Below are 16,963 nucleotides of genomic sequence, written 5' to 3' on the forward strand. Positions count from 1 at the left end.
GAGTGAGTGTGTGGAGCACGAGATTGACAAATATAAATCGGCTCTCAAAAAGGCCGCTGCTAAAATAGAAGAGCTGTCCACGATCATTCAAGATCAGAAGAGCAATGAGGAAATAGCGGTAATTGGCTATTCATGTCGCTTCCCTGGAGATGCAGGGAATCCTGAAGGGTTCTGGCATGTAATGGCCAACCGAATGGATTCTGTCACCGAGATTAAATCGGATCGATTTGATTATCGCAACTATTACAGTGATGATCCTGAAGAAGAAGGCAAGATGGTTACGAAGAGCGCATCCTTCTTGCGTGATAACATCAGGGATTTTGATAATATTCATTTCGGCCTATCAGCCATAGAAGCTGCATCAATAGACCCTCAGCACAGGCTCTTGTTGGAGGTAAGCTGGGAGGCTATGGAGAATTCAGCCTTGAATATTGAGGAGTTGAAGGGGAGCAGAACAGGTGTATTTATTGGAATCAGCGCTTATGAATATGCCAATGCCGAATTGTATTCGGGTCAAGCTTCCGATATAACGGCTTATTCTACTGCAGGTGTCTCACTAAGCTCGGCTGCCGGTAGATTATCCTATTTCTATGATTTCAAAGGGCCTGCGATCATCTGCGATACGGCATGTTCGTCATCCATTTCAGCCTTGAATATTGCCGTCGACAGCTTGCGGAATAACCAGTGCGACATGGCCATTGTCGGGGGCTCGAATCTATTGCTTACACCAGAGCCATTTATAGGGCTTTCCAAATTCAGCGGTTTGTCTAAGGACGGAAAATGCAAGGCGTTTGATAATGATGCAGACGGTTTTGGGAGAGGCGAGGGCTGCGGTGTCATCGTTCTCAAAAGATTAAAAGACGCCAAGCAAGCCGGAAACGCAGTTGCGGCCCTTATCAAGCATGTAGTGATCGGACAGGATGGCAAATCAAACGGATTTACTGCTCCAAACGGATTGTCACAACAAGGCGTAATCAGACAGGCTCTACAACATGCTAATTTGACTGTTGATGATATCGATTATATCGAAACACATGGTGCTGGCACACCATTAGGCGACCTCATCGAAATCCAATCGTTATCAGAGGTCTTTAAGCATAAAAAGGAGCCTCTCTTTATCGGATCCGCCAAACCGAATATTGGGCATTTAGAAGCAGCTTCAGGCATGGCCGCATTGATTAAAGTCATTATGTCTCTTGAGAATAAGAAGATCTTGCCTAACATTTATACTCAAAACCCAAATAAGAACATTTCGTGGGGGAAGGTTAAGATCGCTGACGAGTTCATGGACTGGCAGAAGACTGAAGGAGTCAGAAGAGCAGGGATTAGTTCTTTTGGTTTCAGCGGAACGCTGGCGCATGTCATCCTTGAGGAGCCCCCTCAGCCTCATGACAAGGATGAGCAATTGGATGAACTGCCAGCTCATCTATTGACCTTGTCAGCCAAGAATGAAAAAGCTTTAAAAGGATATATAAGCGCGATGAAGGAGCAATTGGTGAAGGAAACTGGCTCCATCAAGGATATTGCTTTTACGTCCAATATTAGCCGCTCATTTTTGAACTACAGATTTGCAGCAGTGGGGAAGAACAAAGAAGACTTACTGGATAAAATGGATTTGGTTCTGAACAACTCTAGCCACCATGAGCTCCTCATCCAGAAGAGTACGGCCAAAGACAACAAAATCGCCTTTTTATTTACGGGCCAAGGCTCCATCTATGACGGAATTGCTAGAGAATTTTACACCACATCAAGAACATTTAGAGAAACGATGGATCTGTGTAATGAGAAGTTTAAAGCGATACTCGGCCTGTCGATACTAGACGGGATCTACGGGGAAGACACTACGCTGCTCACTAGACCGATCTATTCACAGGCAGCCATATTCTCCATTGAGTATGCCTTAACCAAGCTGTGGGGTGCGTTAGGGATAAAACCTGACGTTATTATCGGTCACAGCATAGGCGAGTATACGGCAGCCTGCTATGCAGGGCTTATCAGCTTGGACGATGTGATCCTGATGATTGCACAGCGTGGCAGAATGATGGAATCCATTGATGTCGAAGGCAAGATGGTCGTCATTCTGACGAATGTGGAATATGTGAAAGCTGCTTTGGAAGAGAGCGGATGCAAACATGTTACCATTGCTGCCATTAACGCTCCTGACAATGTTACGATTTCGGGCCGAAGCGATGAGGTCGATATCGTAATCGAAACCTTGCAAACCAAACATAGAGTCTTTTTTAATAAGCTCAATATTCCTCATCCTTATCACTCCATGTTAATGAAGGAGTATGAAGGCATGTATGAGCAAGGCATCGGAGACATCACATTCTCAAACCTGCAGACAGCAATGATATCCAGCATTACGGGACAAGTGGAGCAAGAAGAAGTGTTGGGTAGAAGCAAGTATTGGGTCGAGCATCTATCCAAGCCAGTTAACTTCCAAGGTGCCATGCAAGAAGCCAAACGACTTGGCGTCAATATTTTTATTGAAATCGGAGGCGATGCAACCCTAAGCGGGTTAGCCAACCAATGTCTACAAGATGATGAGATCATGTTCGTTCCTTCTATGAGACGAGAATCGGAGAACTACACGCAATTTTTTAATTCCGTCTCTGCTTTATTTATGAAGGGAATGGATCTGGATTGGAACACATTCTATCAATCCTATGCTACGTGTAGAGTAAAGCTTCCAAACTATCCATTTCAGAAGAAAGAACTGTGGAGAGAGGTGCGAAGAATGGATCGTGCAGCCGTTGATCCATTGCAAGCAGCAAGCTCATCCAAGGATATCAAAGAACTGCCGCCTATTTCACAACACTCACAGCATACACAGCATCCACAACAGCCGCAAGCTCGCGGGAATCGCTTGCGATCTAACCCTAAAGAGAAGATCAAATCTGAATTAAAAGAAATGATCCAGATTTTGACGGGGCTCAAGATTGAAGAAATCGAGGATGACCTCAATCTGCTGACGCTCGGCTTTGATTCTTTAGTACTTATCCAACTCAATAAACAAATTACGAATAAGTTCAACATCTCAATTACATTAAATGAGTTCTTTATTAATCTGGATACCGTTGAGAAAATCACCGAGCATATTAACAAACATACGGATTGGGTGGAAGAAGAGGAGATCGACGAAGTTGGTTATGAGACTGAGTATGATGAACCGGTGAAATCGATCTCAGAGACAATGAATACGATTCCAGATGCAGTGCCAATGAACAGCTTGGCTGCTGCTGGTCAGGCGCAGAACCATTCGTTAGGTGCACTGGACGGTATGGATGCTTTGCAGAATATTTTCAATACGCAGATGAAAATCATGTCCGAACAGTTGGATATTCTGAAGGGTCTTACGAATCCCAGTCAGAAGCCATTGGCAGATAGCAAGAGTCCGCCAAACTTGAAGCAGAGCGAGGTCATTGTGAGCAGCCCAAAGGCTTCAGCCTTGGCTGTGGACACCAAAAGCCATTATGTACCCTACAAAAAGCTGGAATTAATCGATAATGAAAATTTCAATGAATTGCAGCTTACCTATATTCGAAACATTGAGAAGAAATATACAAGCTTCACCCAAAAATCAAAAGCGAATATCCAAAAATACAGAAAAGTATATGCGAATAATCGAAATGTAGCGGGATTCAGGCCGGTCATGAAGGAAATGATCTATCAGATCGTGGCGGACACCGGACAAGGATCGAAGCTTCGCGATATTGACGGGAATAGCATTATCGATTTGACGATGGGCTTTGGCGTTAACTTGCTTGGACATAACCCGAGCTTTATCAATGAAGCATTAACGGAAGAGCTCCGCAGAGGAATGCCTCTTGGCCCAATGGGCAGACTGGCCGGAACCGTTGCCGAACAGATCAGTCAATTAACAGGCGTCGAGCGGGTAGCTTTCTATAATTCAGGAACGGAAGCAAATATGGTGGCCGTACGAATCGCCAGGGCAAGCACAGGCAAGAAGAAGATCGTTACTTTTGCGGGATCCTATCACGGCACCTATGACGGCTTGCTTGGATTGTCCTCCATTGGTGAGGACGGAAGCCTAACGACGATCCCGTTGGCTCCAGGTATTATGGAGAGCGTTGTCAGTGATTTAGTTATGTTGAATTACAATCAAGAGGCTTCGCTGGATTATATCAGAAATCACGCGAATGAAATCGCCGGTGTCCTAGTTGAGACCGTTCAAAGCCGAAGACCGGATGTTCAGCCTAAGGAGTTCCTGAAGAAACTTAGGAAAATCACGGAAGAAAACGGAGTTGCACTCATATTTGACGAGATCATTACAGGCTTTAGAATTGACCCAGGCGGAGCCCAAGCGTATTTCGGTATCAAAGCAGATATCGTAACCTATGGTAAGGTTCTTGGCGGCGGGATGCCGATCGGGGTTGTATCTGGAAAATCCGAGTTTATGGACTGTATTGATGGGGGCATGTGGAGCTTTGGCGATACGTCGGTTCCTCCTTGTGAGCAGAAGAGAACGTTTGTTGCCGGAACCTTCTCGCATCACCCGCTCGCCATGGCTGCAGCTCACGCTTCATTAACCTATATAACGGAGAACAAAGATACGCTTTATGACAGGTTGAATCAAAAAACCAATGACTTTGTACAACGAGTAAACGCGTTTTTCGAAGAGCAGCATGTCCCGATCAAAGTCGTGAATTTCGGTTCCTTATTCAGATTTGTGTTTCGAGGGGATTTCGAAATCTTCTTCTTCGGCTTGCTGGAGAAGGGTGTATATGTATGGGAAGGACGGAATTGCTTCTTCTCCACTGAACACACGGATGCGGATATTGAATATATATTTACTGCCATCAAAATGACGATTGAAGAGATGCGCCAAGCTGGATATTTTGGCGACTCCTTATTGAACCAGCATGCTATTCAGGTGACTCAATCCACCCGGCAGGAAGAGCAGCAACCTGTAATTCCGATGTCTATCATTCAGCAACGATTATACACCCTAAGTTCCATTGGCAAAGATGACCCGTATAATATGGTGACCGTACTAAAGGTTAGAGGAGCGCTGGATCGTCATAAATTCGAGGCCGTACTCAATGAAATCGTGATGCGTCACGAGAGCCTGCGCACACGCCTATTTGTTGAAGATGGGGAGTTTAAGCAAGAAATTCTTGAACAGGTGGAGTTTACAATCGATATCGTCAAAAAGGGCTTGCATGAGGATTTGGATGAGCTCATTCAATCATTAGTTACCCCTTTTGATCTAGCGGAAGCTCCTTTGTTGAAGGTCATCCTAATCGAAGAGGGCAGCCGAGAGGGTACGCTGATTTTTAATTTCCATCATACGATAGCAGACGGTATTTCAATGAGCATCTTCGTGCAAGAGTTTATGCGCTTGTATGCGAATGAACGACTTATGCCTGTGAATAAGCAGTATCGAGATTTTGTTGAATGGGAAACCCGCTACTTGGCATCGGACGAAAAGAAGCAGAGCGAACAGTATTGGCTGAGCAAATTATCCGGTGATATGAATGTTCTGAAGCTCCCTGCCGACTTTCCAACACCTGCAGAGTCTGATTTCAAGGCCAATACGGTTCATATGCAGATCGGATCCGAATTGGTTCGTGATTTGAAAACAGTTGCTTCGCGTCATCAATGCTCTTTATTTATGTTGTTGGCTGCAGGGTTTAATCTTCTACTTAAAAAATTAACTGGAAATGATGATATTTGCATAGGAACTCCTGTGACAAACCGGGCAGATGGTTCTTTTGATGAGAGTATTGGTATGTTTACCAACACCATCGTGCTGAAGAACAATCTTTCAGATGACAAGACGTTTGCAGCGTTTGTCAAGGAAGTCAAACAAAATTGTATTGAAGCGTACTCTCATATGTATTACCCGTTCAATTATCTGGCAAGCCTCATGAAGAAAGCGAAAAACAGCAGGGAAGGCTTCCTTAATGTACGGTTTGTCTATGAAAAAACGGATGAAAGAGTACTCACGATCGATAATTTAGAAATTACAACCTATGAATATAAGAGTGCATTATCCGATTTTGATTTTGTCATTGAAATTCTTGAGGAAAACGGCACATTCCATATCGGGATGACTTATAAAACAAGCCTGTTCAAAGAAGAGACGATTGGGAAATGGGGACAAGACTATCAAAGAATCTTAGAGTTTATTATTACTCATAACGATCCTAACGATAACTCTAGACTTACACTCAAGGATTTTGGCAATATCGGACAAGATAACACGAACAAGCATACGCAGAATGGAATACCCGCTCGTGATGCGCTGCCAGTGCCTAGCGGACGTACCGTAGCAGGTGCGGGTTTTGAGGCTCCGCGTACTGAAATCGAAGAGGAATTCGCTCACATATGGGAAAAAACATTAAGCTCTAGTCCGATCGGCATCAACGATGATTTCTTCCAAATGGGCGGGGATTCGATTAAAGCCATTCAGCTCATCTCACGAGCCAGAGCTAAGGGCTACATCTTCGAGGTTGATCACTTATACAAAAACCCCACGATCAAGCAGCTAGTGAAAGTAATAGAGTCGAAGCATCACATGCAGATGCAGAATTCCTTAGCTGGGGAAGTAAAGTTAGCTCCGATGCAAAAGCAATTTTTTGAACAATTATCTGTTGATCAACATCATTGCTGCGAGAGTAGAATGCTGCACAGGGCAGCGGGCTTTCAGGCTAACACGGTAAAGGAAGTGTTTGATCAATTAATCATTCGGCATGACGCATTGCGAATGGTGTATCAGCAGGACAACGGCAATGTCGTTCAAATCAATCGAGGCGCACGCGAAGCACAGTATGACCTTCAGGTATATGAGAATGTAACGGATCAAGAAGTTATCGAAACATGCAATGAGATCCAGAACGGTATGGATCTTGAGAAAGGGCCGCTCGTAAGACTGGGCTTGTTCCAAATGAGCTCGGGGGACAAGTTATTCATCGCCATCCATGCTCTTCTTATCGATGATATATCTTGGAGCATTCTGCTAGAGGACTTCATGAATGGGTACACGCAAGCGGAGAAGGGATTGGGCATCGTTTTGGCGGAGAACACGACTTCATTCAAGGAATGGTCAGACAAACTGAACGAATATGCAGACTCTTATCGTGTGAAAAGGCAGGCTGACTATTGGAAAAGGTTACATGACACGACGGCCACTAAAAAATTGCCAAGGGAGAGAGGTAAACTTGCATGGAGTTGAACAAACAAGTTCAAAAGCTTGGTGTACAAGTTACCGAAGAGTTGCTGAATAATATCAACAATGCATATCATACGAATCTTCTTGATATTTTATTAGCTGCCTTGGCCCTGACGATTCGAGACTGGACAAGAGAAGAGAACACATTGATCAGCTTGATTGGCCACGGCAGGGAAGAATGGGAACAGCCTATGGATATGAGCAGAACTGTAGGATGCTTCCGAACACAATTTCCGGTTGTCCTTAGAGCTTACGATGATCTCGGCGATACGATCAAACATACGAAAGACATGCTGCGGCGAATTCCAAATCAGGGACGCTTCTATGGTATCCTCAAGTACTTATCCACTGAAGACTTGAACCTTGCAGAGCCCGAAATTGGCTTTCATTATGTAGGTAGAATCGATCCAGGTGCTAGCGGAGATGGATTTGAAATTACGAATCTGGGTTCCAGTGAATACTCATCCAAGTACCTAACAAGCTCACATGCTCTAGATATCGAAGCTATCCTCATCGCAGACAATTTGAAGCTCACTTTCATATACGAGCAGGATGATTTTATTCCAGGAACGATTGAGAAGCTGCTAAGCGTATATCAAAATCAATTGGATCGCCTTATTCAACATTGTACAACCAAGCAGGAAGCGGAAATTACCGTTACCGATATTACGCTAGAAGATATAACTATGGAACAATTGTCCGCATACAAGAATGAGCTTCACAATGTTAAGAACATCTACCCTCTTGCGCCTATGCAAGAGGGTATGCTTTATCATGCTTTGACAGATGAGCAGGATACGTACATCAAGTTGTCCTGTTTCCAGGTGGAAGGGCACATTGATCTGGAGATGCTGGATCGAGCTTTTAACATGGTTATCGATCGACATGATATTTTAAGGACAGTATTTGATTATTCTTCATTTCAACAAAATATGCAGGTGGTGTATAGAAAGCGTAGTGCAGCCGTTGAGTACATCGACATCACGAATCAAGGCGAAGAAAATGAAGCATATCTGGAACATTTAATCAGGAAATATCGGGCAAGACGATTTGATTTAAGCAAGGATGTACTGCTTCGTATTGTACTTGTTCGAATGCAAGAGAACAGATACAGTATGATTTTTCATCTGCACCATATTCTTATGGATGGATGGTGCAACAGCTTAATTCTGATTGAATTGTTTAAAATTTATAATGAAATCAAGCATGGGATTCCAGCGAGTCTGAACGATGTCGTACCTTATTCTACTTATATCGATTGGCTCAAAAACAAAGATATCAATGAAGCTAAAGCGTACTGGAAAGATTACTTGCATGATTGCAAAGAAGTCACGAGGATCCCTTTTGAAAGAGAACATAAAATGAATGAAGTCATCAATAAAGAGAAGGCATTGGAGTTGGACGAGGAAAGATTGTCATCCATCATTCGCATCGCTCAGGAAAGTAGAGTTACGGTAAATACCGTGATCCAGAGCATTTGGGCGATTCTTCTTAGTAAATACAATAATACCGATGATATTGTATACGGGTATGTTGTCTCTGGGAGAAATGCGGAGATCGAAGGCGTGGAAGTGATTCCTGGACTGTTTATCAATACAGTCCCGCTTCGTGTGAAATTTACAGACAACATGCAATATCCTGAACTCGTGAAGCAGATCACCAACACTACGCTGCAGAACAATAAACATGATTTTGTAAGTCTTGCGGAAATTCAAAATTTGAGTGAGGCGAAAAGCGATCTGATTCGCAGCCTCCTTGTATTTGAGAATTATCCGATTGATGAGAAGCAACTGAACGAAGAAATATTGAAAAACAATGATTTGAAAATACTCAATTCCGTGTTTGTACTGCCGTATCAGCTCATTGAAGGATCGAACTATAACGTTACGCTAGTTGTCAACCAAGATGACAAGATGACGATCAATTTCATCTATAATGAGAACGCATTGGCTGAAGCGGATATGTCAAAGATCATCCGAGCGTTTGATGCGATTGTGAATCAGATTATTGAAAACACACATATATGCGTTGATGACGTTGGCATCATCGATGATCGTGAGAAGCATCACATTCTTCATGTGTTGAATGATAAGCACAGCAACTATCCGAAGGATAAAACCATTATCCAACTGCTTGAAGAGCAAGCAGAGAGAGTGCCGCAGAATATCGCATTACGCTTCCAAGACGAACAGATAACCTATCAAGAGCTTAATGAAAGAGCCAATCGTCTGGCTCATTATATAAGACAGATGGGCGTAGGGAACAATGTCATCGTTGGTATTATGGGTGAACGTTCCGTGGAAACGGTGATCAGCATTGTAGGAATTCTGAAGGCTGGCGGAGCTTATTTGCCAATTGATCCGAAATACCCGGTAGACCGAATGAGGACTCTGCTTGCAGACTCCAACACTGGAATGCTCCTTGCCCATTCCTCTCATATGGAAGCATTACATCATATCGATAGCCAAATCGACATCGTGCTTACGGATCGAATCGCAGCGGAATTGTCATCAGAGAGCTCAGATAATCCGTTGCTGATTAACAGCCCATCAGATTTGGCTTATGTCATGTATACATCCGGCTCCACGGGAAGACCAAAAGGGGTAATGGTAGAGCATCAAAGTGTTGTGCGGCTTGTCCAAAACACGAACTACATAGAATTTGCGGAAGGAGACCGGATCTTACAAACAGGGGCGATGGTCTTTGATGCCTCCACATTCGAGATCTGGGGAGCCTTGCTGAACGGAATCGAATTGGTGTTGGTTGACGAACATATCCTCTTACATGCGGAACGGTTAGGGGAGGAAATTAGTAAAAATCAAATTACAACGATGTGGTTGACCTCTCCGTTATTTAATCAGCTCGTTCAACAGGACGTGACGATATTTAAGGGACTGAAGCATTTAATCGTGGGTGGAGATGCGCTGTCTTGGGAGCACATCAATCAAGTCAGACAGGCTTATCAGGGCCTGAAGCTGATAAATGGGTATGGTCCAACCGAAAATACAACCTTCTCAACCTCCTATGCTATTGAGGAAGAGTTCGGCAGCTCTATCCCAATTGGAAAAGCAATTAGCAATTCGAAAGCCTATATCGTAGATCGTCATCACCATTTACAGCCTATTGGTGTGGCGGGTGAACTATGCGTTGCCGGAGACGGTCTTGCTCGCGGTTATGTCAACAATCCAGAATTGACGGCGGCGAAGTTCGTTCCGAACCCGTTCGAAGCGGGGGCACGAATGTATAAGACCGGAGACTTGGCTCGCTGGCTGCCTGATGGGAATATCGAATATTTGGGCCGGATTGATGAACAGGTCAAAATTCGAGGCTTCCGCATCGAACCAAGCGAAATCGCCCAGCAATTGCTGCTGCACGAGGTGATCCAAGATGCAATCGTAGTGGCCCAAATAGGAGAGGACGGACAAGCGTACCTATGCGCGTATATTGTGAGCGAGATGGAACTGTCTGCATCAGAACTGCGGAATCATGTGTCTGCATCGCTGCCGAGCTACATGATTCCATCGTATTTCGTACAGATGGATCGGCTGCCGTTAACCCCGAATGGAAAAGTAGACCGTAAGGCATTGCCGGAACCAGATGGCGAAGTGGTTACTGGAGCCGAATACGCAGTGCCTCGAAATGACATGGAGAGAGCAATTGCCCAGGTATGGGAAAAGATATTAGGCGTGAGGAATGTTGGCCTCAATGACGATTTTTTCGCCTTAGGCGGAGATTCCATTAAAGCGATCCAAGCGATTGCCCAAATGAGCAATAGAGGGTATTCATTTGAGATTAAAGACTTAATGGGCAATCCTAGAATTAAAGACTTGATCCCGCATATCAAATCGACAACAAAAACCATAGATCAGGGCGAAGTATCCGGCGAGATCGAGCTGACACCAATTCAGCAATGGTTCTTAGCGCAAGAACATCTTGACAAAGATCATTTCAATCAGGATCTGATGCTTTTCCGTGAAGATGGCTTCAACGTAGATAGAATCGAACGCGCTTTTGATCGTATTGTGCAACATCATGATCTATTGCGAGCCATATATGTTGACCAGGCGTTAATCAATCGAGAAGTAACGAATAGATTATATGATTTTCATATTTATGACCTTAGAGGAAAACCGATTACGGATAATTATATTACTGGCTTATGTACTGAACTCCAGGCCAGTATGAAATTAGCGAAAGGCCCGCTTGTCAAAATAGGACTGTTCCAAACAGACAAGGGCGATCATTTGCTTGTATCTATTCATCATATGGTTGTAGATGCCGTGTCATGGAGAATTATTATAGAGGACTTTGATACGCTCTATCAGGATCCAGAAAAGAGTTTGCCGTTGAAGACCAGCTCCTTCCAAGAATGGGCTTCCAAGCAGAAGCAGTATGCTGGCGGATTTACATTGCAAAATGAGCTGAAATACTGGAATCGTCTTAGCCAATGGGACGTGAAAGAGATTAACAAGAGTTATGAGCCTTCAAGTATACAGGGCGCTAAGATCATAAAAAAGACGATTATGCTGGATCAGGCCTATACCGAGAAGTTATTAACGAAAGTAAATAAGGCGTATTCCACGGAAATCAATGATATCCTTCTCTCAGCCTTAACCGTATCGATTGCTAATTACAACCAAGCGGAGCGCATACTCATTAATTTGGAATCGCACGGAAGAGAACAAATCGTAGATGATGTGGACATAACAAGGACAGTCGGGTGGTTCACCAGTCAATACCCGGTGATTCTGCACGCCCAAGATCATATTTCGGATGTAATCAAATTTACGAAGGATACACTCAGACGGATCCCTCGCAAAGGGATAGGCTATGGAATGCTGAGATATTTATCTCCTTTTGATTTGAAGGCGATACGCACCCCAGACATCAGCTTTAACTATTTGGGACAGTTCGATGAGAACATTTCTGGCGACAACTTTACGTTATCCGATATTTTACCGGGGGATTCGGTAAGCCAAGAAAGCGGTAGATTGTATCCTCTAAACATTTCAGCAATGGTTCTCCATAAACAATTTAGTCTGACTTTGAGTTACGTTAGGGAAGAATTTAACGATGCAACGATTGACAATTTGCTGCAGTGCTATATGGACAATCTTAAAGAGATTATCGATCATTGCATCTCACTGGAGCATGTAGAAGTTACCGCTTCGGATATTACTGATGAGAACATATCTTGGGCAGAATTAGCTCCATACCATGAGCAAATCAGCAATGTAAAACGAATGTACCCGCTCACCCCAATGCAGGAAGGGCTGCTGTTCCATTCAATGGCGGATAAGGGCGAGTACTATCACGTCAATATGGAGCTTAGGGTAATCGGAGAGCTGAATGTGGAGTTATTCAAGAAGAGCTTTATAGAGCTTGTTGCTCGCCATGACATCTTGCGAACGAATGTTGACAGCAATCATTTCAAAGAAAATATGCAGATCGTGTACAAATCCAGAGAACCCGAGTTCACGTATCTGGATATTAGAGACTTACCATCCGATAAGGAAGCGTATATCGAACAGCTGGTCATAGAGGATAGACGAAGAGGCTTTGATTTAAGCAACGATATCCTTATTCGATTATTTATAGTAAGGATGAACGAGCGGGAATACAGTTTACTGTTAAGCAATCACCATATTATTTTGGACGGATGGTCATTTGGGATCATTAGCAGTGAACTGTTCGACATCTATAATCTACTGTTGAGTAATACACCTGTAGAAGCGAAGAAAATACAACCTTATGAAGCGTATATCAAGTGGATTGGTTCGCAGGATAAGACGGCAGCTCTGAACTATTGGTCAACGTATTTGAAGGGATACGACACGACAATCGATATTCCATTCAAGAAAGCTTCAACAGTCCAAGGGAAACCGCAAGAGGTTATTCTACGTCTAGATAAAAGCGTTACAAAACAAATTGAGCTGCTAGCGCAGCAGCATACCGTTACAGTCAATACCATTTTCCAGAGTATATGGGCGATCCTGCTGCAACGATATAATCATGTGGATGATGTTGTGTTTGGATTTATTGTATCGGGCAGGACAACTCAAATACATGGAATTGATGAAATGGTAGGATTATTTATCAATACCATTCCATTACGAGTAAATGCGACGCAGGAGAAACGATATACGGAAGTGCTGCGGCAAATAAAATCGGATTTCCATGAGAGTGAGCCCTATCATTATTGCTCAATAGCGGAAATCCAAAAGCTGACTGAGGTTGGTAATAGCCTCATCAATGGGCTGATGGTCTATGAAAATTATCCGATGGATCAAGATATGATTCATAAAGATATTCAAGATCAGGTCAATCTTCGTATTCATTCAGCCCGGATATTTGAGGAAACGAACTATAGCTTCAATATCAAGGTCATTCCAGGGGAAGAGCTGCTTGTCAAATTCAACTATAATGACGGGATCTACGATGAAGAGAGCGTCCATACGATCAAAGGCCATTTCCTTCACATTTTGAACCAAATCATGTCCAATCCGCATATCCGCATTGATGAACTTGAAATTGTGGGAGAGGATGAGAGAAACGAAATCTTGGTCGATTTCAACAACACGGTTATGGAGCTTCAACCTGAGGACACAATTCAAAGTCTCTTTGCACATCAAGTGATGAGGAACCCAGAGAAAACGGCGGTACGATGCGGTGAAGATTCCATCAGCTATCTTGAGTTGCATCAGAGAGCGAATGCGTTAGCCATTCAACTCAGAGAGAAGGGCATAGGTACGGAGTCAATCGTGCCGATCATGATCGATCGCTCCATCAACATGGTTGTAGGCGTACTAGCCATCTTGCAGGCAGGCGCTGCCTATCTGCCTATTGATACAAACTATCCGGAAGAACGAATCAATTATATGTTGCAGGACAGTAAAGCAGAGCTTATGCTATCTACCCATACACTTACGCAGAAGAGAACTCTAGAAGTTAATGAAATGATTGATTTGGAAGATAAGGCGTTATACGCACGCTCGATTGAACAAATCGATAATATCAACCATCCTCACGATTTGGCCTATGTGATCTATACCTCAGGAACGACCGGCAAGCCTAAAGGAGTAATGGTCGAGCATAAGGGCGTCATTAACTTGAAGCACTGGTTTGAGCGCGAGCTTGGAATCGGTAACGATGAGAATATACTGCAATTTGCAAGTATAGCGTTTGATGCGTTCTCATGGGAGCTGTACATGGCATTATTGCTTGGCAATACCCTTTATATTCCGGATCAAGAGGTGCTGCTCAATACGGATTTATTGAACGAATTTGTGAGAACTCACGGCATCACAACCATTACTTTACCTCCATTTGTCGCGGGTAATTTGGAGGCAGGGAACGGACTGAAGCGGGTCATTACGGCAGGAAGTGAACTGAAGTACGAACAGATCTCGCATTTGCTCGGACAAGTAGAGGTCATTAACGCCTATGGCCCGACGGAGGATACTGTATGTACAACAGCATGCAAGCTGTCCGAGGTTCAGCAAACGAAAATCTCCATTGGAGCTCCGATAGCAAATCATCGCGTATTGATACTGGATGCCAATCATAAACTGGTTCCGGTAGGTGTAAATGGTGAACTGTGCATCGCAGGTGTGGGGCTAGCAAGGGGCTACTTGAATAACGAGCAATTAACGAAAGAGAGATTTATTCATAATCCATATCGGCCAGAAGAGATTCTATACAAAACGGGTGATGTGGCAAGATGGCTGCCTGATGGAAATATCGAATATGTAGGAAGGATCGACCATCAGGTTAAAATCAGAGGATATCGAATCGAAATCGGCGAGATTGAACAGACCCTGTTACAGCTGCCAGAAGTGTCCCAGGTTGCAATTATCGATAAGGAAATCGATGGATCGAAAGTTCTCTGTGCCTATTATGTAGCAGAGAAGGAAATCGCCATCCATTCTTTACGGGAATCGTTAAGCAAGAAATTGCCGGCCTATATGATACCCGCATATTTCCTGAGAATGGAGTCGCTGCCATTTAATCTAAATGGAAAAGTGGATCGCAAGCGATTGCCTGAAATGGAAGGCAATATCAAGACGGGCGCTCATTACGAGGAAGCCGATAATGAAATCGAAAAACGAATGATCGACATTTGCAAGGATGTACTGGGATTGCAGCAGTTGAGTGTTAGGGACAATTTATTTGAAGTTGGCGGAGACTCGATACGAATTGCAAAAATATACAAAGAATTAAAAAAGGTGAATATTCACATCTCTATTAAAGATATATTCTATTATGAAAATATCCGTGACCTCTATAATAACTGGGCGAACAAAAGAATGAATAGCCAAGAAGAAGAAGGATCTAAGAGCTTAGAGCGGATTTCACTAAACGAATCAAATTGGGAGCAAGCTTTAGCCGACCAACTCAATGACTTTAGCAATGCGATAGTAACTAACAACAAGATAACGAGCGTGTACCCACTATCCGCGATGCAGAAAATCCTTCTTGATACCAACCAAACGTATAGTGGGGCGATCATCGATTTTAATCACCAAGTTAATGTACAGCTGCTGAAGAAGAGCATTGCGTCTGTCATTAACGAACAGGGGCTGTTACGAAGTACATTAATCCAAACTGATCATCGAATCATGATCCAAGAGTACGGGGTGGTTCAAGGCATTGATATCCCTTATGTAGACTTGGAACATGTGAGCGAAGAACAGAAAGAACATATACAGTCCTATATCCATGAGCGGTTTGGAGATCATGCGGATCGTACAAATGTATTGAATAATCTGCTGTACAACATGATCATCATTAAAATCTCAGACAGTCATTATAAGGTGTATATGCCTTGCAGTCATCTCATCTTTGATGCAATGAGCTTCGATATCATACAATCAAGTATCCAACAAGCCTATGCAAACAATGGGGAATCAAGAGGGCAAAGCATATTGCAATATGAACATTATGTTCAAGAACAGTCGAGAGGGCCTCAAGGGATAACGGAAAAGGATCTGATCGAGAGGTTCAAGCTGACTGATTTTCAGGATAGCTTTAGCCAGTATTTCAAAAAGTACAAGGAAGCATCATTGATTCATACAACCATTTCGATTCCGTTGACTGAAGAAATACGCGAGTCTGTACAAGAGATGTCCTGGGATATATCCATGAACATCTTTTTAAAAATTGTTGAGCTCGCTTTCGATCTTGATTCGGTACCGTTTGCACTTATGCATACAGGAAGAAAATATACATCCCATAACTATTATCATACTATGGGGGCATTTATTGATATTCTGCCTCTGAGTCTGCCACGAGATCAGCACCTGGCTATGGAAGACATAAATGAACTCATTCGCTTTGCCTATGAGAAAAACATTCATTTTGCAGCGTTACTGTCTCAAGAAGAGCCGAAGAACAAGTATAAGAAGGTACGACGTGCATTAAAAGAGATCTACAGCTCTGAAACGATTACGCTCCCGATTTTTAACTACCTTGGACTGTTTGATTCACATGCGGAGATGAAGAATGAGCTCACTGCAATCAAGGAGATGTACAGCAGCAGGACAAAGAAATTATCTACGGAGATCACAATAGCGGTAGTAGAGGATCAGCTCATGATTAAGCTATTTTGCGAGGAGCACAAAATACCAAGGATTACAAAAGGGATTCAAACCTATATGAATAATGTAAAGGAATATTTGCCGCTAGCATCGCGGTGATATGTCTAAAAGGTATTTGCAAATTCGTTTCAAACTATGTAGGGGCTGTCCCAAAAGTCGAACGACTTTA

Annotated in this window: 2 protein-coding genes; both read left to right on the forward strand. The window is 43.3% G+C overall.

What is annotated here, in order from left to right; all coding sequences use genetic code 11:
* Positions 1-10 precede the first annotated feature (10 nt).
* The gene (locus tag BBG47_RS11135; protein ID WP_065291764.1) at positions 11-7,201 is read left to right on the forward strand and encodes a type I polyketide synthase; all 7,191 of its coding nucleotides are present in this window, start codon (positions 11-13) and stop codon (positions 7,199-7,201) included.
* Complete coding sequence (locus BBG47_RS11140) at positions 7,192-16,893, forward strand: non-ribosomal peptide synthetase (RefSeq protein WP_065291765.1); 9,702 nt, start codon at positions 7,192-7,194, stop codon at positions 16,891-16,893. The genes BBG47_RS11135 and BBG47_RS11140 overlap by 10 nt, the downstream gene beginning before the upstream one ends.
* The last annotated feature ends 70 nt before the right edge of the window (positions 16,894-16,963 follow it).

The organism is Paenibacillus sp. KS1, assembly GCF_001680695.1.
Lineage (GTDB): Bacteria > Bacillota > Bacilli > Paenibacillales > Paenibacillaceae > Paenibacillus_B > Paenibacillus_B suaedae.

What these genes read in the sequence shown, in the direction of transcription:
- BBG47_RS11140 (WP_065291765.1), top strand. Translation starts at nt 7,192, where the DNA reads ATGGAGTTGAACAAACAAGTTCAAAAGCTTGGTGTACAAGTTACCGAA.